A 21979-nucleotide genomic window follows, 5' to 3' on the forward strand; every position below is an offset into this window, starting at 1 on the left:
AGCCCAAATGGTGGATTTCGAAAGGTGAGAGGCCAGACGGTCCTTTTGACGTTGATATGATACGTGGAAGAATCAAGGCGCTTGAGCTCTTTCCAGATAATCTTGCCTGTCCTTTGGGCGGTGATGAGTGGAGACCACTTAGAGATTGGAAGGAAGCGTTCGAAGACGCGATTTCTGTTGCTGCATCACTGCTTCCACCCCCTCCGCCGCTCAATTATTCCCCTGATTGTGTTAAGACGAGTTCATCTCCTGAAGAGATGGCCATTCGAACGAGTGGAGAAAAGAAACCAATCTCTGAAAATTTACAGGGGCATCCTAAAGCATCCTCCGAATTCCCCCAAAAATATTGCCTCTGGAGCAAATTCCCCATTTGAGGCCAATCTCCAGGGAAAACTGGATCTAAAAGAGCACGTGCAACCAGGCTGGCTTTTATACCTGATGATTATGGTTCCGTTTTTATTACCAAGTTTTGGATCGACTCCCGGCAGCCCGTGGTTCCTTGCCATCGTTGCGACGATCTTCGGTGGTATTGTCTTTTCAGTTTTGATTCACCCCCGGGGAAACAGTTACGGGATCGGCATAGGAGCATTTCTCTTCACATTCGTCATTGCAATACCGTTGCTCTTTTTCTTCCAAGATATGGCTACCAGGTATGCTGGAGTCACTTTTTCGGAGGTCATGAAGGGCGGTGAAGGGCGTTTCAAACTATTTTTCTGCCTGACCTGGTTGATCGGAAATGGCTACAACCAACTCTCCCCTGAAGATCTGGGGGCGAGCCTTCCCTTCTTTTATCAATTAATTGCGATGTTCTCGAGTGTCGCTTTATGCGAGGAAGTGCTGAAACTCGTTCCCGTAATGTTCATGGCTAATTGCGCTGGGGAAGGGAGGCGGAAAAACGTGTTGTTTACTGGAGCCATGTCAGGGCTCGGATTTGGAATTGTAGAGGGAGTGCTGTACCACTCCCAGATGTATCAGCCTCTGGAAATGCCGCTCTCTATCTATATGCTGCGTTTCTTCTCGGTAGCAATGCTGCATGGCTGCTGGACGGTAATTTCAGCGGCCTGTTTTTATCATCTCACAGAAAATCCGGATGATAAGTCTCATAATCCACCAACAGACATCTTTGAATATACGTTTTTGATTCTAATTTCGGTGATCGCTTCGATGTCCCTACACAGCCTCTATAATGTCCTCATTTCACGGTATCTCTTTCTGGGTCTATTGATAGCATGGTTGACAGTATTTGTCACTGTGCGCGTATTTGATACTCCACATGAGCCCCAGAACTTGCCTCATCCGGATTCAGCCGGAGTTGAGTGATCACTTTGCTTCATTTAACCCAAGGGCCACCTCACATAGCGGCAGCATCCAGGGACATATCGAATTTTCAGCACTGGTAACTGGCAATATTTAGCTGACTGAAGTAAAGGTTTTCAGTTTCTTACTCCGTGGCAGTCAACTTTTTGCCTCATCGTCTCTTTCTTAATTGCATTATACTTATCAGCAGCAGTGTTAATCTAAATTATGGGAAAAACGCATCATAATACATTATCGAAATATAAAAGCAAGCAAATAAAAAATATTAAAAGTACTAGATTACAGACTGCTTATTATTTTCAGCACTTTTAAAATAGTAAGTTTGATTTACTGATAGCGATTACCTAAATTTCGTAGGTTTTCGTGTCATAATACATAAGGAGAAACCTGATTAGCCGTCAGAAGACAAAGCAGACACAGCTATTGGAAATTGCCAATCGAACTCGCCAGGTCTGCACTAAAACTTTAAACATCATTTATTGTCTTCTGCAATATGCAGTTAATCAGTTTTCTGCAAGTGGTTAACATCTGGTGTCAATCACGGACTAGATAGGTACTGTCGTCATGCAATCATCCGACAACGCTCAAAATCAAAAAGACTCCTTCGACTTCATTCGTTTTATACGACCGCTGATTCTATCACTAGAATCAATAAAACGTGAGCCGTTTCAGTTGAGATCTTTATCAATCCCGATGAGGTGGGAAGTGACTCGGCGTCACCCCTTTTATCAAAGACTTTGGAAAGACTCCGCAGACTTCTATCGAAAAGAAACTATATCAACAAATCCATTTGAGCAATTAAAACGTGAATCAGCGGTTGAACTTTTGGCTCTGATCGGAATTTCCGGAGAACCTCCCGACCCGAGTACTCCATTTTCTAAGCTAGGCGAATCTGAACTCAATAAAGCATGGCTATCTGGCGCAGTCCATCCTATCACTCTACGGGGAATGGCTGGTATTTTATTGGCAACATTACCTGAGAGTACCCTCGGGGAATTAGGCCTATATCTGATCGAAGCCTCTGGTGAAAAAAACGATAAAGAAAAGCAAAGTCGAGACAAAAGTCTATCCAAATTGATATCGTACAAATGCGATGCACTTGACTCTTTTCCTGATGAACCACTGGTTTCGGTTAATCCGGCTGCGTCTCAGCGTCTAATCAGTGAGGCAATCAAGGACCTGCATGCACAATGGAAAAATAAACGTGAACTGAAAGAGCAGAGAGACCGCTCAGACAAAAACATAAAGTACTTAGATGTGTGGGATCTGCGTGAAGGATTTTCAAACGAAGGGACTTATGACGTTTCTCAAGAGCGAACCTTCAAAGAAATTGCCAAAGAGCAAAGTTCCCCACTTACCACAGTTAGTAACCATTATCGAAGTGCATTCGAACTGATAATCGGAAAACCATATTCTCCCGAGTTGTGGTGGAACACAATGGGCGTTTTCAAGCTGAATCTATTCAATTTTGAACACAGCGTTGTTAGCCAGCTACGACCGAGAAAATCCCGTACACCACGCCCGGTTCCCGAGTCAATACTTGGTGCGGAGATTGACTTCCTCAATCAGGTCACCCGAACCGATGAGTATGAGTTAACTTATGTTGAATTAATGGCGGAGCTCAAATCATTTATTGGACAAGGACTGAGCGATAAAGAGATCCATGAGAGACTAGGTGTTGAAACTGAAAATCCAGTATTAATAGAGACACTCACTTGGATGCGTTCCAGGACAAGTGAGATCGAAAAATAACGTCTACACTAATTGGTAACCGGTAGAGGGTGAAAGTATTTCATTCCTTCTAAAAACTACCGGATGCCATTGATGAATCACGCAGACGCAACTCTCTCCGATCCAGAATTCCTTTCTCCAAAAGAGTTTGCGTTATCTAGTGGTCTTTCGACCCTAACTGTTCGCCGCTATCTCAATTCAGGGCGACTCCCTTTTATCCAGCCGGGCGGTTTTCGCTGTCGAATTCTTATCCCCCGAAACGCCCTGAATTCCTCAGGAAAAATCCCTTCAGAAAATTCGCCCCCACCACCACGCGCGAATAAGCCAGGGACCAAGACATTTGGTCCGGAACCTGCCTGGAAGAAAAAACACAAAAATCGTAAAAGCAAAAAGTGAGAATTCTATGCCACGAAAGCGTAAAAATCAAAAAATCAAATTGAAATATTTCATTTGGGTGATTTCTCAAAGAGGAAAGACATACCAAGCAGACGGACGTTCAAACACAATTAATGTTGGCCGTCACTCACTAGGAACATCGATTTACGAGGAAGCGATAGATGCAGTTTATGAACTCGACAGAATCAAAGCCGTCGAGCATGGACTTCTCGATGTTGATGAACTTGACCGTCAGGAAAAACGATCTTTATCTCTCTTAGAAGGCCGTCAACACTACGAAGCAGACATATCGAGTTCGCTTCTCACTGGTGGAATCAGACAAAGCAGCCAAAAACGCTACAGAGCAGTACTTGATAAATTCATCAAGTTTTGTGAATTAGAACAAATATCCTGCTGGGATCAAGTCGATGTCAAGCTTTTAAAAAGATATGCCGCTTATCTAGAAAGTAAAGACTATGCCTTCCGCACAATATATCTTGAAGTAAATACGATTAAACAAATCATCAATTGGTTGATTAAAGAGGAGCTTCTACCGAATGGAAAAGCCATTGATTTATCGCTCCCAAAGGCGCAAGGAACTTCAACCTATTGCTGGAAGCAGACAGAAGTAGCAGTGATGGTAAAGTACTGTCGCAAAAACAAAGCTTTAAACTGGCTAGGGGATATTATAATCTGTCTTGCTTGCACCGGTTTGCGAATCAGCGAATTAGCCTCTCTTCGATGGTCTGATATTGATCTAGAAGAAGGAATATTGCGTTTAACAGATGAGACTATGATAAAGAAAAAATCCAAGGCCAGTAAAAGGACAACGAAATCTGGTTATAACCGATCTTTTCCAATAAACTCAACGCTGATGGAAGTGTTCCATAAAATGCCTAATCGTTCAGGAAATGTTTTTCGTGGACCTCGAGGTGGACAGCTCAAACCAGATACAGTACGACTTATTTTGATTCGGGATGTAATTAAACCGTTAGCAAAAAAGTTTCCCCAGGGTGAGGATGAAATTGGCTTTGCTGATGGCCGTCCCCATAGCTTTCGGCATTACTTCTGCTCTACCTGTGCTAATAGTGGGATTCCGGAAAACATGGTAATGAGGTGGCTTGGGCATCGAAGCAGCGAGATGGTACAGCATTATTATCATCTACATGATGCCGAAGCAAAACGACGCATGGATACATTAAATTTTATTGGATAAGTTCGACGGGTGTTCCGTCGAATCACATTTGGAGTAGGCGTTGGAGGACTGAGAATCTTTGAAATTCGTGAGTTTATTGACCGCAGTTTTGTCACAGTTTTTGTCACAGTTGACTGTGTCAAAAAAAATGGTCGTTGCAAATCACTGATAAATAAGTGTTTACAACGACCATAGATTTGAATACGGAGAGAACGGGATTCGAACCCGTGGAACCGTTTGCACGGCTCACCGGTTTAGCAAACCGGCGCATTCGGCCACTCTGCCATCTCTCCTGTATGCTTGGAATGCCACACAATGGCGACAATCAGCACTCTTTATGCTGTTTTTCACGTTGAAAGTCAACGATTGAAGACTTGAATATACAGAGACTTCGGTAAATTGACAACACAGCGGACAGGGAGTGTATCAAACCAAAATCCCAGCTGCAATAGTTTCGTCGTTCTGAAGTCTGAAAGCGGGAAACCAGTTGTGCCTACACTGCGATCACAGTGAAAATCGATAGATTCGTCACTCAATCTACTCAATAAATAATTGTCTAAGCTATTTTGAACAGGTCACTTAGGGCTGATTTCTCCCTGTGATTCAAGATAGCAGCTGAGAGATTGTTTCCAGTCTGGAATCGAACCCCCGATGGCAGCCGTCAGCCGCGAACAGTCCAGGACACTGAAGCGGGGCCGATCAGCCGGGGCGTTATACTGCTCAGTTGTGATAGCATGTGTTTTCACTGAGATGCCCGCCAGTTCGAATATCGTGCAGGCAAATTCGTACCAGGTGGCCTGTCCCTGACAGGTAGCGTGATACAGACCAAACTGGTTGGTTTCAATTAAACGGGTTAATGCTGCTGCCAGATCTCGAGTGGCTGTGGGAGTGCAGTGTTGATCATTGATGATGGACAGCTCGTCACGTTCTTTACCCAGCCGGAGCATGGTTTCCACAAAGTTGCCATTTCCGGTTTTTCCAGCCACTCCATACAGACCACAGGTTCGAATAACATAATGCTGCGGACACAGGGCACGGACGAAATATTCACCGGCCAGTTTGCTGAGACCATAAGCGCTGACAGGTCCGGGGGCTTCCTGTTCTTGAAAAGGAATCTTCCGCGATGTATCGAGACCGAAGACGAAATCAGAGCTGATGTGCATTAAGCAGATATTCTTCTCAGAACAGTAGTGAGCGAGATTTCGTGGCCCTAATGCATTAACCGCATACGCGATCTCTGGTTCTTTCTCCGCCTGATCGACTTTATTATAAGCGGCGGTATTAATGATCAGCTCTGGTGGAGATTGACCTAAAGTGTCTGCAATGCGATCGGGGTCTTCAATGGAAATCTGTTGATGTGTCAGGCCGGTTACCTGATAACCGGCGGCAGTCAGGCTTTCAGCCAGATCATGTCCCAGTTGACCTCGAGAACCAATTACGGTGATCCGTTGCATGAAAAATGCCTTTGATATTTTCTAAGGGAAAATGACATGTTAACCGGCCGCTGCAGCCAGGTATTCTTGCCTTATTTATTGTCTGTGGTCGAAGTCAGCGGTGCAACGAAATGTACCTGTTTCACAATTTCTCGGAACCCGAGTGAAGTATAAAGGTGATAGCCCACGTCATTCTGTTCGAGCGTCTCGATTTTAGCCAGCGTGAGATTGAGATTTCTGAAATGCTGTAATGCATGTTCCAGCAGTTGTCTCCCCATCCCCTGTCCGCGATACCGGGGAGCGAATGCCATATTGGGAATGTATCCGATGCCCGCTTCCGGATCATGCCAGGTTGAGATATAACCGGCAATTTCGCCATCCACTTCAGCAATAAAGATGCCCTCGGGTTCTCGACGGGCATCTGCCTCGACGTGTCCTGCTTTCCGCCATTTCCAGTCGTGGCCATTCACCAGGCCGTATTCGCGTTCAATTCCTTCATCGATTGAAACACCATGAAAGGCTTCAACCGTGATTGATTTCAGGGTTTCCAGGTCAGCAGGTTGATAAATGCGTATTTTCATGACTCTGATTCAAACGGGATTATGAAATGGAAGATCTGAAAAGAGTGACGGGAACGACTGATGTATGCTATGCTGTTACTATGAAAAATTAAAGGAGTCCGGGGGAGTCCTTTCACAGAGTTTTCAGGCTCAGTATCGATTTAGTTTGATGGGAACAGGGTATGGATGATTCAGCAACCTTCACGGCAGACCAGTTTCTGGCTATCAGGCTGGAATTACCCGACGGCGGCCGCTGGACGGAATTGAACCAGGGTAAAATTATTAATCTGGATCCACCCGATATTGAGCACGGCACGATTGTACTCAATATTTCCAAAGTGCTTTCTGTCTATCTTCACAAGGTCAACCAGGGGTATGCCTGTTTCGATTTAGGACTGCTGGTGACGCGAAATCCCGATACGGTTCGATTTCCTGCAGTCAGTCTTTTTAACAGCGGCAAGCGATTTGAAGAGACGGACAAGACGATATCAGAACGCAAGCCTGACGCTGTGATCGAGATTGCCTCCACAACTCCTCGACGAAAATCTATGACGGGGCATGTGAAAGATTATGTCAACTGGGGAATTGATCTGATCTGGGTGATTGATCCGGAATCTCGCGAAGTTCTGGAATATCAGCCGGGAAGTGGGAGTGAAGTAATCGATGTGCATGGCAAGTTGACAGGTAAAAAGGTCCTGCCGGGCTTCGTGATGCCCGTGAAAGCCTTGTTTGCAGAACCGGATTGGTGGTAAGGTAAACATTATCGTACTCAATCAGAGATGAACGGATCATCAACACTACTGCAGACAGATCGCTCGTTTCAGTAGGATTAACGCGAAAAGTTGCAAGGAATATTCAGGGATGCCAGACGCACACTATGATGTGGCAATCATCGGTACCGGGCCCGGGGGTGAAGGGGCTGCGATGCAGGCCATCAAGCAGGGCAAGTCGGTAATTTCGATCGAGAAATTTCATGAAATCGGCGGAAATTGCACACATAAGGCAACAATTCCCAGTAAGGCTCTGCGTTATTCGATTCTGCAGATGTCTGAGATCAATAACTACATGCGACAGATGGGCCGACTGGGAATGGTGCTGGACCTGGAGTTTCCAGATCTGCGAAAGACGGCGGCATCGGTGATCCAGAAGCAGGTAGGGATGCGTCGTACGTTTTATGAACGGAACGGTGTTGATCTGGTCGAAGGAGAGGCTCGCTTTCTGGATCCGCATCGCATTCACATCAATACACCCAGTGGTCTGACAGAAGAGATTACCTTTGATTATGCGATTATTGCGACAGGCTCCCGACCATACCGGCCTGGAGATGTCGACTTCAGCCATCCGCGGATTTTCTGCAGTGATACCATTCTCGATTTGAATTTTACCCCTCGATCAATCAGTGTGTATGGAGCCGGGGTGATCGGTTGTGAGTACGCGTCTATGCTGCGAACGATGGGGATGAAGGTCAATCTGGTGAATACCCGCAGTTCCCTGTTGGACTTTCTGGATGATGAAATCAGCGATGCACTCAGTTATCACATGCGAGAGAGCGGGGTGCTGTTAAGACACTGTGAGAGCTACGAATCTATCCAGGGAACGGATGATGGTGTGATTCTTTCACTGCAGTCGGGCAAGAAGCTGAAAACGGATATTTTTCTGTTCGCTGCAGGACGAGCGGGGAATTCGGAAAATCTGGGTCTGGAAACCCTGGAGATTACGCCCGATTCGCGAGGCCAGATTGAAGTCAACGATGATTTTCAGACAATCCAACCTCATATCTACGCGGTGGGAGATATCATTGGATATCCTTCCCTGGCGAGCGCCGCCTATGTGCAGGGACGCTATGCGGCCAGTCATCTGGATAATGGGGAGTGCGAGCGGGCACTGATTCGTGATATTCCGACAGGCATTTATACCAGCCCGGAAATCAGTTCACTGGGAAAAACCGAACGGGAACTGACCGAAGCGAAAATCCCTTACGAAGTCGGACATTCCATGTTTAAACATCTGGCCCGCGCCCAGATCATGAACCGTCCGATCGGGATGTTGAAACTGCTCTTCCATCGGGAGACACTGGAAATTCTGGGGATACACTGTTTCGGTCCGAACGCTTCGGAAATTATTCACATTGGCCAGGCCATCATGTCTCAGCCTGGAGAAGCGAACACCTTGTTGTATTTCATTAATACAACGTTCAACTACCCTACGATGGCAGAGGCTTATCGAGTAGCTGCATTAAACGGCTATAACCGTCTGTTCTGATCCCGGCAGCAAAAGCGAACAGAAAAGCAGCGACGCTTCCAGAGACTCACTGGTTGGATATGAGTTATGATTAATTTGCTTTCGCCAGTTGGCCCGGGGCGGTTATAATCGGCTGTCCTGTCATTCAATAACTGTTCTTGCTCAGGGGATTGGTATGTGTCGCTCGCTCGTTTTGTTAGTGGTGTTTTGGTTGGAGATAATTGCTGGCGGGGGGAATTCATTTGCAGCAGAAACACAGCAGCCGAATGTACTGTTTATTGCCGTCGATGATCTGAACGACTGGATCAGTTGCCTGGGGGGGCATCCTGACTGTAAGACGCCGAACATCGATCGCCTGGCATCACGAGGCATGTTATTTACCAATGCCCATTGTGCTGCTCCTGCCTGTAATCCATCACGGGCGGCGTTAATGACGGGAATTCGTCCTTCCAGTTCGGGCGTATATCTGAATTCTCAACCCTGGCGGCCGGTCATGCCAGACGCGGTTACGCTGCCTCAACACTTTCGAAATAATGGATATGAAGCGGTTGGCTCCGGCAAAATCTTTCATGGCGGCTACAACGATCTGGGATCGTGGGATGATTATATGAAGCAGACCGGAGATCCCAAGCCGGATCCTGCGGTCTTAAATGATCCACACAGCCGCGCCGGAACTATTATCTGGGGCGTACTGGATGTTGAAGACAGCGAGATGAGCGATTACAAGATGGCGAATTATGCCATCGATTATCTGGGCAAACAGCATGACAAACCATTTTTCCTGGCCTGCGGCATTTATCGACCGCATATGCCCTGGCAGGTACCTCGCAAATATTATGATATGTACCCGCTTGATAAAATACAGCTTCCCAAAGTGTCGGATGACGATCTGGATGATGTTCCGCCAGCCGGTGTCAAGATGGCGAAGCCGACCGGCGATCATGCTAAAATTCTGAAAACGGATAACTGGCGCTATTCCGTGCAGGCCTATCTGGCGAGCATTGCTTTCGCGGATGTCCAGGTCGGTCGTGTGCTGGATGCCCTCGACGCCAGCCCATATGCGAAGAATACTATCGTGGTTTTATGGGGCGATCATGGCTGGCATCTGGGCGAGAAACATCACTGGCGCAAGTTCTCGCTCTGGGAAGAAGCCACCCGGGCTCCTTTGATGATGGTTGTTCCCGGCGTGACCAGGCCTGATTTACGCTGTTCTAAGTCAGTAGACTTTATGAATATTTATCCGACACTCTGTGAGTTGTGTGATCTACCGATTGGCGGCTACCTGGATGGCGTCAGCATGGTTTCGCTGTTGCGAGACCCGGATATCATCTGGGAGCGCCCGGCATTGACAACGCACGGTCGCCTGAATCATGCGTTACGCGATAACCAGTATCGACTCATTCGTTATCGAGATGGCAGTGAAGAACTTTATGATCACAAAACAGATCCCATGGAATGGAAGAACCTGGCTGACGATCCCCGGTATGCGGAAGTCAAACAGCGACTGGCAAAATCGTTTCCCGACAAAAATGCATTAGATGCACCTCATGACACGAAACGGAGTGGCAAGCAGAACAGGAAAAAGCAGGGGCAGGGTAAAAAGAAACAACAACCTGCGAATAAATAGAGATGTTGCTCATTCAGCTCCTGAATCAAACAACATCTCTCAAGTGAATCCCGTGGCTCGGAAAATGAGTGTCACTCCGTTTTTTTACCTTGTGTCTTTTCGAGCATGGCTGCCAGCTCGTCGACGGTGACAATCGAATCTTTGTCCTGGTCTGCCTGAAAAAACAGGGGGAGTTCGCGAAGCGGGACTTCGTCGCGTTCGAGTTTCCCGTTGGAGTTTTTGTCACGCCGTCTCACCAGTTTAAAGGCGACTGTTTTGAACTGGTTTTCGGCGGTAGCGGCCTCTTTGGGAATGGCGACGTTGAAATAACCAATCATCATTTCATTCCAGGTCTGGTCGCCCCAGGAAACATCTTTGGTCGGATCCGGATTGGATAAATTAGTGTCCGAATTGTTGTAGTGAGCCACACAGTGAATATATTCCCCGGCCTGGATAGGAATCGGTTTTTCTACACTATAAGCGGTCTGCCAGTTGAAATCGAAGGCTGGAACATCAATCAGAACTTCCCCCGGTTGATCGGGAGTTTTGCGAAGTTCGTAGCGAAACGCTTTGCCTCGCAGATGCATGTGTGGCATAAAGCTCAGGATCATTGCATCACGGTCGCTGGGGGGAGACGTGGCTTCGATTTTGAAATTATCATCATGGGCATCAATCGAGAAACGACGACGTACGAAGTCTTCATTGATAACCTGTGCAGTTACAACCTGATGAGTCACTTTGGATTCGTCGGTAAAGATCAGGCCGACTTTACTCCGGTCCTGCTGTTCCACGCCGATGGGGGTGTAATGCATCTGAAATACCAGCTTGGAACCAGCGGGTATTTTTTTTGCCATGCCTTCCGGGAGCATGACTTCGCGTGAGCCAGGCACATAGCCGACCAGGAACTGGTCTCCTTCGCCGAACACGCGGACCCGTTTCCCCTGCGGCGGGCGCGCAAAGACGAGAATATGATGCACCACAGCACGATTGCCCGGCAGCGCTTCTGCACCACTCAGCCATTTGTCTTCGGTAAAACCAGGATCAACGGTGAAGTACTGATATTTGACTCCACGTTTTCCAGCCTGGGCGGGCACGTTGAATGGTTTGTCATCCATGTAGAAGACGGCATCCGGTTTCTGGGGTAACTTCCAGCCGGTAACGTAAGTCTGTGGTTTTGGCAGATTTTTGGGATCTCCCTGTGGTGCACCATGCTCAACCCAGGAATAGATAAGTTCTTTTTCTTCTTTCGTCAGGCTGCGATCATTGGCAAATTTTCCATGCCTGGGGTCGGCGTGCCAGGGGGGCATCCGCTGGTCGCGGACTACTTCTGCGATGGTTTCTGCCCATCCGGCGACCTCTTCATATTCATTTAATGCGAAGGGGGCGATTTCACCTTCACGATGACATTCCACACAATGTTTCTGGAACAGTCGGGCGATTTGATTGGAGTAGGTGACCTTGCTGTCGAGATCGGGTTCCCGGATGCGTCCAATAAAACATCCCACTGGTTTAGTGGAGGGTTGACTGACCTGTTTGCCGGCGAGTAATTCCGTCAGGGCCACTTTCAGATCTTCCCGCTGAGGTTCATCTCGGAGATAGCCCACACCATACTGGTCGTCAACACGCCCATGATAGCAGACCTTACGCTCCTGGTTGAGAACGAAAATTTCCGGAGTGCGTCTGGCACCGATCTGATCCGCGACATGATTGCCGGCATCTTTCAGCACGGGAAAACTGATTTCATGTTTTCGGGCATACGCGGCGATTTCAGTAAGGGAATCCTGTTGATTGGACATAATCGCATAAAAGGCGACTCCCTGGCTGGCAAACTCATCGGCCAGTTTCTGCAGGCGCCCGCCATACAGCTTTGCCAGAGGGCATTCCGTTCCCAGGAATGCGATCACGACCAGCTTCTGCTCTCGCTGATCGTCCAGTTGGACGGATTTGCCACGGAAATCCTGCAGAGTGAAGTTCTTCACCTGTTTACCCAGCAGAGTCTCCTGCGATTCGGCTGAAGCAATTGAGGAAAACAGACAACAGGACAGGATTCCTGTGATTAGATAATAGAAGCATCGCATTCGACCTTGAACTCCCCTCTCAACTCATATTTAATGATGGGCGCAACTTGGGTTTCGAAACCTGTGATGGGCATCTAACCCGGACCAGGATTGATGGTAGCGTGAATTGGCATGATTTCGTCCAATCTCTCTCATAGAGCCGAATCATAAGCTGTTTAATCCAGCACTGATCGCCAGCTCTATAGGTAGTTACCCTGACTGCTCTATAGGTAGTTACCCTGACTGAGGTGAATCTGTTTCAGAATTCAGGAAAAGATCTGATTTTAAATCATTATACAAGTGACCAGAAGCAAGGTAAATATCAGTGATCTTAGGATTGGGGACAGATATCGTTGAGATCACACGAATTGGTCAGATGATCGAACGTCATGGCGATACGTTTCTTAATCGTGTGTTTACCGAAAACGAAAATAAGTATTGTGGTTCCAAAAAGAACAAAGAGCAGCATTATGCAGGTCGCTGGGCGGCCAAAGAAGCAGTTATGAAGACCCTGGGGACCGGATTTATCAAGGGGATTGGCTGGAAGGAAATCGAGGTTGTCAATCTCAAGAGCGGTAAGCCAACGATCGTGATCTCGGGGGGGGTAGAGCGTCACGCAGGGGAGATGGGGATCAGTGAGATTTTGATCACAATTTCCCACAGCCGCGAATTTGCCACCGCGACCGCGATCGCACTGGGAAAGATCAATTAAGCAGCCTGGCTCGAGGTGCTGGTCAGGTCTCTTTCAGGTCCAGAATCTTTTCAATGACGGGCAACTGGTGATGAGTGAGATGATCCACCAGGGTAGCCGGTGCTTCATCGGCAATGATCAGATCGCGGTATTTGGATTTGATAAATTCTGTTTCAATGCAGTGATCGACTAAATTCAGCAGCGGATCATAAAAGCCGGAAGTATTCAGCAGCCCCATCGGCTTTCTGTAAATGCCAAGTTGAATCCAGGAGACGACTTCGAAGACTTCTTCGAGAGTCCCAAAGCCGCCAGGCATGGCAATAAATGCATCGCACAACTCTGACATCAGGGCTTTGCGGGTATGCATGTTGTCTACAATATGCATCTGGTCTACACGCGGGTGGATCAGTTCTTTCATTGCCAGCTGTTGCGGAATGACTCCGATGACTTCGCCACCGGCATCCAGAACGGCGTCGGCGATGATACCCATTAAGCCGACGCTGCCACCGCCGTAAACGAGTGAAATATTGCGATCGGCCATCAGACTCCCGAGTTCAACTGCAGATTGCCGGTACTGAGGATTGTTCCCGGATTTTGAACCACAAAAGACGCAAATGCTGTTGAGTGTGCTCATGCTCCGGTTCCGTCGGCTGCCTGATCATTTTCGGAAGCATTCTCTTCCGGCACCTGTTCCCCGGTTTTTCCTTCCGGGGCATTCCCTTTATAGGTTCCCGGTTTGATCTGCGGGCCACGTTGATGCTCTTTAAGAATCGCCTGGAGCTGTTCCATATCCATGACTTCTATTTCCAGCAGATCCCTGGTAAGGTGCTCCAGCAGTTCACGTCGTTCATCCAGAACTTCATAGGCAATTTTGGAGCATTGATCGATAATCCGCCTGATTTCCAGGTCAATTTCCCGTAACGTGTTTTCGCTGTGGACACTCTCGACTCCCCCTTGGGAATCGCCGAGGAACGGAGACCGCCTGGTTTCGCTGTAATGGACGCGACCCAGTTTGGGGCTCATACCGAATTCGGTGACCATACGCCGGGCGAGGTCGGTGGCACGCTGCAGGTCATTCTGAGCACCCGTTGAAGTTTCCTGGTAGATAATTTCTTCCGCGGCGATGCCCCCCAGCAGGACGCAAATGCGGTTTTCCAGTTCGCTTTGTGTTACCAGTTGTTTTTCTTCTTCCGGTCGCTGCAGCGTATAGCCCAGCGCACCCAGTCCACGCGGGACAATCGAAATTTTATGAACGGGGTCAACGTTCGGCAGAGAGCAGGCCACCAGAGCGTGTCCACATTCGTGGTAAGCGACGCGGCTCTTTTCATCTTCATGAATCAGACGTGTTGATTTTTCCAGACCGGCAACAACGCGTTCGACGCCTTCTTCGCATTCGTGCATGCTGACCGCGTTTTTGTTATTTCGGGCAGCGAGCAAAGCTGCCTCGTTGATCAGGTTGGCTAAATCGGCTCCGACGAAACCAGGTGTGATTTTTGCGATGTGCTGCAGGTTGACTGAGTCATCCATCTTGATCTTGGCACTGTGGACCTTGAGGATCGCTTCCCGCCCCCGTACATCGGGACGATCAACGAGTACGTGTCTGTCGAAGCGACCGGGACGCATCAGGGCCGGGTCGAGTGTTTCCGGACGGTTGGTGGCACCCATGACGATGACGCTCTGATCTGAACCAAAGCCATCCATTTCAACCAGCAGAGCGTTTAGAGTCTGTTCCCGTTCATCGTGACCGCCGGGCATGCCGCTGCCTCGCGTTTTTCCGAGGGCATCGAGTTCGTCAATGAAGATGATCGCCGGTGAACGTTGGGCTGCCTGCTGGAACATATCCCGGACCCGGGCTGCGCCTACGCCGACAAACATTTCGACAAAATCTGAACCGGAAAGACCATAAAAGGGGACACCCGCTTCACCGGCCACCGCTTTGGCGAGCATCGTTTTTCCTGTCCCGGGAGGGCCTACCAGCAGGACTCCCTTGGGAATACGACCACCGAGTGCCTGATATTTTGCCGGAGTTCTCAGAAACTCGACGACTTCGCGCAGTTCTTCGACCGCTTCATCAATACCGGCGACATCATTGAAAGTGACTTCGATATCTTCCTGGGCATACATGCGTCCGCGGCTGCGTCCGAAAGACATCGGCGAACCGGCTCCCCCCATGCGGCGGAAGAGATAGATCACAAAAATCAACAGCACGATCGGAAAAAACAGGACCGCGATCAGTGATTCCCATTCAGAGGGGCGGCTTTCCGAATCGACCACAATATCCTTGCTCTCCAGTTTGGATTGCAGTTGAGCACGTTTTTCTGATGCGATACCCCAGACCGGGATGTAATAATTTTTGGTGGTGTCAGCCAGGGTTCCTTTCTCAGAACCTTCCTGTTTGGGCTGGTCCTGAAACACGATGTAATCTGTGCCGAACTTCAGTTCGTGAACGTTGGTTTTATTAAATTTGCCATCATCCAGACCTTTGACGAAATCGCCAAACTTGAGTTTCTCACCCCGCTTATTGTTCGAGACAATCGAGAGTGTGATAACCAGAATCAATCCACCTACGACGAGATACCAGAGCGCATTGCTTTTCGGGCCTTTGGGTTCAGCCCGCTTGCCATCCCCTTTGGGAGTGCGTTCAGGAGGGACGGGACGATCTTTTCGGTTCGGATCCGGGTTTGACATGGAGCTTTATCTTTTTTCCAAGCGTGTATATTGCTGAATTCCGGTCATTGAAGTAATCGGAACATAAGGTCAGTTGGTTAAGTCCTCAATGAAAGAACCTCTCAACGAAGAAGGGATCTTAACACAGAATGCATCTTATTCTTTAAGGCTAATGTATGTCGTTTCAGCAGAGGGGTCAATCAAACGTTTTCCGAGAAATGCGGGTTCTGACCTGAAACGCAACTGAAAAGGACCTTTTGCAGAGTGAATGCCCCTTGCCATGTTTAATTATTACGCCTAAAATGCGGATTCGTTGGTGGTTAGGACAAAAAAACAGTACCAGGGAATGTCATTTTCCGCTCTCCTCAAGAATCAATACAACAGTCAATTATAACGACTGAGGATGAAAAAACAGGGTCGAATGAAGCGAATAGCCGTTCTCGGGTCTACGGGTTCGATTGGTACCAGTACTCTTGATGTGATAGCCGCCCACCCAGAGGAAATGCAGTTAACTGCAATTACCGCACATAACAGCTGGGAACAGCTGGCTGAGCAGTCACAGCAGTTTCACCCTCGCTGGGCAGTTCTGAGCAATTCGCAGTGCGAGCCAGCTGTCTGTAGCAGCCGTTTTGCAGCAGGCACTGAAGTGCTGTTCGGCAACGATCAGATCGAGCGCGTGGCTTCTGCTGAAGATGTAGATGTTGTGATTTGTGGCATTGTCGGCGCAGCAGGACTCAAAGGAGCCTGGGCGGCGGTTGAAGCAGGAAAAACAGTTGGAATCGCCAATAAAGAGACATTAGTGGTTGCCGGTCCTTTAATTATGGATCTGGCCGCACGGAGTCAGGCGACCCTGCTTCCGGTTGACAGTGAACATAATGCAATCTTCCAGGCATTGCAGGCGGGCAAGCCTCAGGAAGTCAAACGGATCATTCTGACCGCGAGTGGCGGCCCTTTTCGTGGATTCACCCAGTCTGAACTGAAAGACGTGACACCAGAAAAAGCTTTAGCTCACCCGACCTGGGAGATGGGGCCTAAAATCACCATCGATTCGGCCACGATGATGAACAAGGCGCTAGAGATTATTGAAGCAAAATGGTTATTCAACCTGACTTCCGATCAGATCTCTGTCGTCGTGCATCCCCAGTCCATCGTACATTCGATGGTGGAATTCGTGGATGGTTCGGTGATCGCCCAGCTTTCGCCACCCGATATGAGGCTTCCCATTCAGTACGCACTTACGTATCCTGATAGGAAAGCAGGCCTGAATACTCCCATGGACTGGAGTCGGTCATTTGAGCTAACCTTTGAACCACCTGACCTGGAAGCGTTCCCCGCGTTGCGACTGGGATATGAAGTTGCAGAGCACGGGGGGACGTGCGGTGCGGTATTAAACGCAGCTAACGAAGCTGCTGTAGAGCGTTTTTTGTCGGGTGAATTGCGTTTTTGCGATATCGCGACCTCCTGTCAACAAATATTAGAATCACATCAATTCGATCCCAATCCAAGTCTGGAAGATCTATTTCTGCTGGATGACTGGGCTCGCAAGGAGATAAAAAAGTGGAAGTAGTGCTGACCAGTCTGTTGTTAGGAACAATCGGAGGAAAAATTGCCAATATTGCCATGGTCGCTCTGGGGCTGGGGCTGGTGATTTTTTTCCACGAGTTGGGGCACTTCGCTGTTGCCAAATGGTGTGATGTTAAAGTCGAGCGATTCAGTATCGGCTTCGGCCCGATCATCTACAGTTTCAAATATGGTGAAACGGAGTATGCGCTGTCGATCATCCCTTTCGGCGGTTATGTGAAAATGCTGGGTCAGGACGATGTCGACCCCAGCCAGTTGAGCAGTGAAGAAATAGCGCTCGATCCCCGCTCCTATTCGGCCAAACCCGTTTATCAGAGGATGGGAATTATTTCTGCGGGTGTGATCATGAATATCATCACCGGCATGTTATTCTTCGCATTTGCATTTCGCCTGGGAGTGGCATCGACACCCTGTATTGTCGGGACTGCCGTACCGGGAATGCCCGCCTGGGAATCTGGCATCCAGCCCGGAGATGTGATTCACAAAATCAATGGTAACGAGACGACCTCCTTTATGGACATCATTCGCAGTGCTGCCTTCAGTGATGGAGATATCACGATGGAAGGGACACATCTGAACGGCGAAAAATTCGAAGTCAAGGTCACTCCGGATCAGACCGGAACCCGGCCACAAATTGGACTGCTGCCGGCACAGAGTCTGCAGATTCCCGTTTTCCAGGATCCCAATGAGCGAATCACCAGTAAAGGCACTGCGGCGGCGAATGCGGAGCCTCGTTTTTTGCCGGGTGATACAATAAAAACGATCGATGGTGAAACCATTGAGAATTACGCGCAGCTGCAGCGAGCCTATGCAGCAAAAAGCAGTGAGACATTGAAAACGGGAGTCGTTCGCAACGGGACTCCCGATACCGAAATTGTGGAAATCGAAGTCAAGAACAATCCCTTTCGGACTTTAGGATTGTGGATGGAAATTGGTCCGATTGAGTCGATTCAGCAAGGCTCCCCCGCTGATCGAGCAGGTTTGAAAGTGGGTGATAAAATCACCCATATTGACGGTCAGGATGTGGGCAAGGCTTTGAATCCATTGCGGCTGCCTAATTATTTTTCGGGTCGAGCCGGTGAAACGATTCCCATTGTCGTCAATCGAGAACAGGATGGTGACCAGCCAACCGAGGTCAACCTGAATGTCGTTCCGCTCGACAATCCCGCCTGGCTGGAACATCCCGTCTTTTCCAATACTCCGCTGGCGGTGGGTTCACTGGGGATTGCGTTTCACCTGATTCCCACGGTACTCAAAGTCGAAGAGGGAAGTCCTGCTGCTAAAGCGGGAATTAAACCGAACGCCCTGGTCAAGAAAATCAAAATTCGCTATCCGGAAAATGAAACCGAAGCAGACTGGGCACCGATTCCGGAAGTTACATACGAATTCGATGATAAAAACAAGAACTGGGCGAATGCATTCTGGGAGATGCAGGTTCGTCCCGGCTGGCCTGTCGAACTGACATTCAGTCAAGATGGTAAAATTATCGAAGAAAAACTCCAGCCATGGGTCAATCCCAAACAGAAACCGGAAGAGCAATGGTCTCTGCCTGTCCGGGGGATCCGCTTACAGTCACTGCGTGAAATTCAGCAGGCCGACAGTATGGGCCAGGCTCTGGGGATGGGAGTGCAGTACACAACGAATTCAGCAAAAGACATTTACCTGACTCTGCGAAGTCTGATTACCGGTCGCGTCTCCCCCATGGAATTGAGCGGTCCAGTGACGATTGCCAAGGTTGCTTATGAAGTGGCCCATGACGGTTATGCACAACTGCTGCTGTTCCTCGGGTTCCTGAGTGTCAATCTGGCTGTGTTGAACTTCCTGCCGATTCCTGTCCTGGACGGAGGTCACATGGTGTTCCTCTGCTGGGAAGGCATTACCCGCAAGCGACCCAACGAAAAAGTTCTTACAGCTGCTACCTACGTGGGAATGATCTTTGTGCTGGGGCTGATGATTTTTGTGCTGTACCTGGATATCTTTCTGCGGGCATTATCTTAATTTCATTTCCTGAGTGACTTCAAAAAATCATTGGGATCACAAGTTTAGATGTGTTAAGCTGAGAGTAACTTCTGGTAGGAACGAGATGCCGGGAGTTGAAGGTCCTGTCGTATTTTGGGAGCACATCGGAGAACCGATTTATGACTGCAGGTCAATCCCCTCGTGGTTCAGGAGATCAGGCGGCGGCCTGGCTGGCAACGGTATTCACACTTACCGGCGGATTATTTGCGTGCATCTTCGTCGTTGTCACCAGTGGAGAACCGCCGGGCAGACCCATGATGGTCGCCATAGGCGTCATTACCGTCTTACTGTTAACGCTCTGGCTGTTACGTGATAAGCCCCCGGAATCACAGCAGGAGAAGCTCAAGTTGTGGCACTGGTGGAAGAAGCAGGAAGCAGATCCCTACGAATACAAACCACGCCCCCGAAAAAAAGCGAGCCATACCGATTATGGTACGAATCAGCCGCCCACTCTGGACTCGATCCGGGAGGCCACTGATGAGCAGCGGACCTGGGTTCCCTCGATCCGGAATATCAAAGAAACTTCAGAAGACGCCCCGTCGGATCGATCTGAATAAACTCAACAAGTTACCGGGAGTTTATCGGTATCGTGAAAAGATGCCACGACGACGTGCCGAACGCGAAGGATCATCGTCGGGAGTATTGTTCTGACGGTACTGGGGCTGCTGATGGCTCTGAGCGGCGTTTTGCTGCCGCAGGAATCGATTGGAGTAGCCGATGATCTGGTCCGAGGGTTCCGGTTGTTCAAAGTCTCTGCTCTTAGCCAGTTCCTCTAAATACTTTGCATATTCAGGACGGGTTCGTTCACGATAAATGACCAGTGAGTCAATCGCGTGATACATGCCACCCGGTTCCAGAGGCTGACTTTTATATTCAATCAGATCGGTCGCGATACGATAGACGGCGCTGCGGACCCATTGCTCATCCAGTCGGTTCTGGGGCAAAGCTTCCATGATGAATTCCAGTGTATGGCCAGTGGTTGAGACACGCTTGTTGACATCACTGGCATACTCCGGGCCTTCAAAATACTTTGAGGAGAAGGAACCGTCCCGATTCTGCATGGAACGGGCATACTCAGCATATTGACGAACCCGCATGCTGGCTTCCAGCCAGGTTCCCCGCAGTTGTTTCTGATCTTTGAGGTAGCAGTTAACGGCACTGGCTGTCGCGAACAGGCCGTGAGTTCCACCGCAGGCTGATTTGGTTGGTTCAGACTGCATCTGCTCCCGTACCAGTCTCTCCATACTCCACTCTTCCTGTCGGTCGCTCACCCATTCTGCATCCCAGGGGAGGTAGCGGGAGAACGCCCACAGGGTCCAGGTGATTTCTTCGTTGGTATTCACTTCTGCCTTGGCATTACGGATCATATCAGCGATTGTGATTGTTTTTTCGCCCGTTTTAAATTCATGGTCGAGTGGAATACCGGCCATCGCGTAGAATGCCAGAAACTGATTCGGGTGACCTTCAAACGCGTATGGCTCTGTAAAAGGGTGTCCTTTACCACCATGGGGGGTGGTAATAAACCAGGGGCGTCCACGGAAACTGGGGCCAGTCGATACCCAGTCGATGGCGCGAATGCGTTTGTTATTCTGGTACAGCGAGTATTCCCAGCGTAGCGCGAGAATTCCGTGTGCAATCTGCCACGGAGTATGTATGTTCGTTGAAAGCATCCGGCGGTGAGAGACTTCGATCGCCTCGTCTACAAGTTTGTCCAGCGGATCTACAATTTCCGGGACGGGAGGCGCTTTGGGGCCCTCTGGTTTTTTCATCTCAGGTGAGGACTTGCTGGCAATACCAGGAAATGGCTTGGGTTCCGGTACGGAGCCTGATTTGTTTTTCGTTGTTTCATCAGCCAGAAGTTCCGGTTTTCTGGCTTCAATACTGAAATCCGGTTTGCGGGCAACCAGCGGGGTTTCCATGTCTTCAGGCGTTGTGGTGACCTGTCTGACTCCCTTGGAATCTGCCTTGAGATCGGGGACCAGTAACTGGGGTCCAGAGGCTCCCTGAAGATCACAGGCAATCTGAGATAATGTGGTGAATACAATTAAAGTCGAACATTTAATCCAAAGGTGGGGGGGCATCCTTGAATTCATTGCTGTGTGCTTTCCAAATCTACAATTTGTATTCTAATCAGGGCAGGAAATTTCCGTGAGCCTGGGAAATTTCATCCATACTTTCGGGTAATATCTCGGATTGATGTCAGGGAATAACGTCTCTAAACAGCGAAACTGAAAGCAGTGACTTCCAACTGTCGTTCAAGCCTGAGGTCGGTAATTAAATCAGAAAATGTGGTCGGTGTACTCTTACGGATTTCGAAAATCAGATTCTTTTGAGAGAGATAATTCGTATCCGAAGGAGTCGAGGTTCGTGTATATTCATTTCTTGAGATACATGGATTATCGGTAGATGTAATTCGATCTGTTGACCGGGGTTTTGGAGAAAGCGGAATCTCAGCAGACTTTGTCAAGATTCGAGTACCAGTTACGTAAACTGGTGTATGTATTTT

17 protein-coding genes and 1 tRNA gene are annotated in these 21979 nt (G+C 48.8%); 11 read left to right on the top strand and 7 right to left on the bottom strand.

Translation table 11 applies throughout. The features are described 5' to 3' along the window. The 4 genes from AACZ40_RS05975 to AACZ40_RS05990 form a co-directional block, all read left to right on the top strand. On the top strand, window positions 1-374 hold a 374-nt coding region (locus AACZ40_RS05975; protein WP_339673608.1), incomplete at its 5' end, for a GYF domain-containing protein. 37 nt (window positions 375-411) lie between these two features. Next, window positions 412-1320 carry a PrsW family glutamic-type intramembrane protease gene (locus AACZ40_RS05980; protein ID WP_339673610.1) on the top strand — a complete coding sequence of 303 codons (909 nt, stop codon included), beginning with the start codon at window positions 412-414 and terminating at the stop codon, window positions 1318-1320. Window positions 1321-1881: 561 nt separating this feature from the next. Next, window positions 1882-3069 (top strand): hypothetical protein, encoded by a 1188-nt coding sequence (locus tag AACZ40_RS05985; RefSeq protein WP_291166499.1) that lies wholly within the window; start codon window positions 1882-1884, stop codon window positions 3067-3069. 382 nt (window positions 3070-3451) lie between these two features. Beyond that, window positions 3452-4639 (top strand): site-specific integrase, encoded by a 1188-nt coding sequence (locus AACZ40_RS05990; RefSeq protein ID WP_291166498.1) that lies wholly within the window; start codon window positions 3452-3454, stop codon window positions 4637-4639. 183 nt (window positions 4640-4822) lie between these two features. Here AACZ40_RS05990 and AACZ40_RS05995 read toward each other — a convergent pair. The 3 genes from AACZ40_RS05995 to AACZ40_RS06005 all read right to left on the bottom strand — a co-directional run bounded on the left by AACZ40_RS05995 (window position 4823) and on the right by AACZ40_RS06005 (window position 6632). Next, window positions 4823-4911, bottom strand: a tRNA-Ser gene (locus AACZ40_RS05995). A 282-nt stretch (window positions 4912-5193) separates the two neighbouring features. Next, the gene (rfbD, locus tag AACZ40_RS06000; RefSeq protein ID WP_291166496.1) at window positions 5194-6072 is read right to left on the bottom strand and encodes a dTDP-4-dehydrorhamnose reductase; all 879 of its coding nucleotides are present in this window, start codon (window positions 6070-6072) and stop codon (window positions 5194-5196) included. 71 nt (window positions 6073-6143) lie between these two features. Further along, a complete protein-coding gene (locus tag AACZ40_RS06005) occupies window positions 6144-6632 on the bottom strand; it encodes a GNAT family N-acetyltransferase (protein WP_291166494.1) in 489 nt (162 codons plus the stop codon). A gap of 161 nt (window positions 6633-6793) precedes the next feature. Between AACZ40_RS06005 and AACZ40_RS06010 the strand changes: the two genes are divergently transcribed. The 3 genes from AACZ40_RS06010 to AACZ40_RS06020 all read left to right on the top strand — a co-directional run bounded on the left by AACZ40_RS06010 (window position 6794) and on the right by AACZ40_RS06020 (window position 10479). After that, on the top strand, window positions 6794-7363 hold the full coding sequence (locus AACZ40_RS06010; RefSeq protein WP_291166493.1) for a Uma2 family endonuclease: 570 nt from the start codon (window positions 6794-6796) through the stop codon (window positions 7361-7363). Window positions 7364-7472: 109 nt separating this feature from the next. Then, entirely contained in the window at window positions 7473-8873 is a 1401-nt protein-coding gene (gene sthA, locus AACZ40_RS06015; protein WP_291166491.1) for a Si-specific NAD(P)(+) transhydrogenase, read from the top strand. Window positions 8874-9054: 181 nt separating this feature from the next. Then, on the top strand, window positions 9055-10479 hold the full coding sequence (locus AACZ40_RS06020) for a sulfatase (RefSeq protein ID WP_291166539.1): 1425 nt from the start codon (window positions 9055-9057) through the stop codon (window positions 10477-10479). Between the two features lie 71 nt (window positions 10480-10550). On the opposite strand, the gene AACZ40_RS06025 is transcribed toward AACZ40_RS06020, so the two are convergent. Further along, window positions 10551-12536 carry a redoxin domain-containing protein gene (locus AACZ40_RS06025; RefSeq protein WP_291166489.1) on the bottom strand — a complete coding sequence of 662 codons (1986 nt, stop codon included), beginning with the start codon at window positions 12534-12536 and terminating at the stop codon, window positions 10551-10553. A gap of 304 nt (window positions 12537-12840) precedes the next feature. Between AACZ40_RS06025 and acpS the strand changes: the two genes are divergently transcribed. Beyond that, window positions 12841-13227 carry a holo-ACP synthase gene (acpS, locus tag AACZ40_RS06030; RefSeq protein WP_291166488.1) on the top strand — a complete coding sequence of 129 codons (387 nt, stop codon included), beginning with the start codon at window positions 12841-12843 and terminating at the stop codon, window positions 13225-13227. A 22-nt stretch (window positions 13228-13249) separates the two neighbouring features. Here acpS and AACZ40_RS06035 read toward each other — a convergent pair whose 3' ends face one another. Continuing rightward, complete coding sequence (locus AACZ40_RS06035) at window positions 13250-13840, bottom strand: TIGR00730 family Rossman fold protein (protein ID WP_291166486.1); 591 nt, start codon at window positions 13838-13840, stop codon at window positions 13250-13252. Beyond that, window positions 13837-15894, bottom strand: a complete 2058-nt coding sequence (gene ftsH / locus AACZ40_RS06040) for an ATP-dependent zinc metalloprotease FtsH (protein ID WP_291166484.1) — start codon at window positions 15892-15894, stop codon at window positions 13837-13839. Before ftsH ends, AACZ40_RS06035 begins: the two co-directional genes overlap by 4 nt. 400 nt (window positions 15895-16294) lie before the next feature. Between ftsH and AACZ40_RS06045 the strand changes: the two genes are divergently transcribed. From AACZ40_RS06045 to AACZ40_RS06055, 3 genes are all read left to right on the top strand, one after another. Next, window positions 16295-17440 carry a 1-deoxy-D-xylulose-5-phosphate reductoisomerase gene (locus tag AACZ40_RS06045; protein WP_339673616.1) on the top strand — a complete coding sequence of 382 codons (1146 nt, stop codon included), beginning with the start codon at window positions 16295-16297 and terminating at the stop codon, window positions 17438-17440. Then, window positions 17431-19452, top strand: a complete 2022-nt coding sequence (locus AACZ40_RS06050; RefSeq protein WP_291166481.1) for a site-2 protease family protein — start codon at window positions 17431-17433, stop codon at window positions 19450-19452. Before AACZ40_RS06045 ends, AACZ40_RS06050 begins: the two co-directional genes overlap by 10 nt. 140 nt (window positions 19453-19592) lie before the next feature. Further along, window positions 19593-20030 carry a hypothetical protein gene (locus tag AACZ40_RS06055; protein WP_291166479.1) on the top strand — a complete coding sequence of 146 codons (438 nt, stop codon included), beginning with the start codon at window positions 19593-19595 and terminating at the stop codon, window positions 20028-20030. Window positions 20031-20051: 21 nt separating this feature from the next. Here the strand turns inward: AACZ40_RS06055 and AACZ40_RS06060 are convergent, their stop codons facing one another. Continuing rightward, a complete protein-coding gene (locus AACZ40_RS06060) occupies window positions 20052-21554 on the bottom strand; it encodes a hypothetical protein (RefSeq protein WP_291166477.1) in 1503 nt (500 codons plus the stop codon). Window positions 21555-21979 lie beyond the last annotated feature (425 nt).

Origin of the sequence: uncultured Gimesia sp., assembly GCF_963972345.1 — a bacterium.
In the GTDB taxonomy this organism is placed as follows: domain Bacteria; phylum Planctomycetota; class Planctomycetia; order Planctomycetales; family Planctomycetaceae; genus Gimesia.

Bases quoted from the DNA above. Each gene is read 5' to 3' on its own strand.
- AACZ40_RS06005 (WP_291166494.1), bottom strand. From the start codon at position 6,632: ATGAAAATACGCATTTATCAACCTGCTGACCTGGAAACCCTGAAATCA.
- AACZ40_RS05990 (WP_291166498.1), top strand. From the start codon at position 3,452: ATGCCACGAAAGCGTAAAAATCAAAAAATCAAATTGAAATATTTCATT.
- AACZ40_RS05985 (WP_291166499.1), top strand. From the start codon at position 1,882: ATGCAATCATCCGACAACGCTCAAAATCAAAAAGACTCCTTCGACTTC.
- AACZ40_RS06010 (WP_291166493.1), top strand. From the start codon at position 6,794: ATGGATGATTCAGCAACCTTCACGGCAGACCAGTTTCTGGCTATCAGG.
- AACZ40_RS06045 (WP_339673616.1), top strand. From the start codon at position 16,295: ATGAAGCGAATAGCCGTTCTCGGGTCTACGGGTTCGATTGGTACCAGT.
- AACZ40_RS06055 (WP_291166479.1), top strand. From the start codon at position 19,593: ATGACTGCAGGTCAATCCCCTCGTGGTTCAGGAGATCAGGCGGCGGCC.
- AACZ40_RS06025 (WP_291166489.1), bottom strand. From the start codon at position 12,536: ATGCGATGCTTCTATTATCTAATCACAGGAATCCTGTCCTGTTGTCTG.
- rfbD (WP_291166496.1), bottom strand. From the start codon at position 6,072: ATGCAACGGATCACCGTAATTGGTTCTCGAGGTCAACTGGGACATGAT.
- ftsH (WP_291166484.1), bottom strand. From the start codon at position 15,894: ATGTCAAACCCGGATCCGAACCGAAAAGATCGTCCCGTCCCTCCTGAA.
- AACZ40_RS06060 (WP_291166477.1), bottom strand. From the start codon at position 21,554: ATGCCCCCCCACCTTTGGATTAAATGTTCGACTTTAATTGTATTCACC.
- sthA (WP_291166491.1), top strand. From the start codon at position 7,473: ATGCCAGACGCACACTATGATGTGGCAATCATCGGTACCGGGCCCGGG.
- AACZ40_RS06035 (WP_291166486.1), bottom strand. From the start codon at position 13,840: ATGAGCACACTCAACAGCATTTGCGTCTTTTGTGGTTCAAAATCCGGG.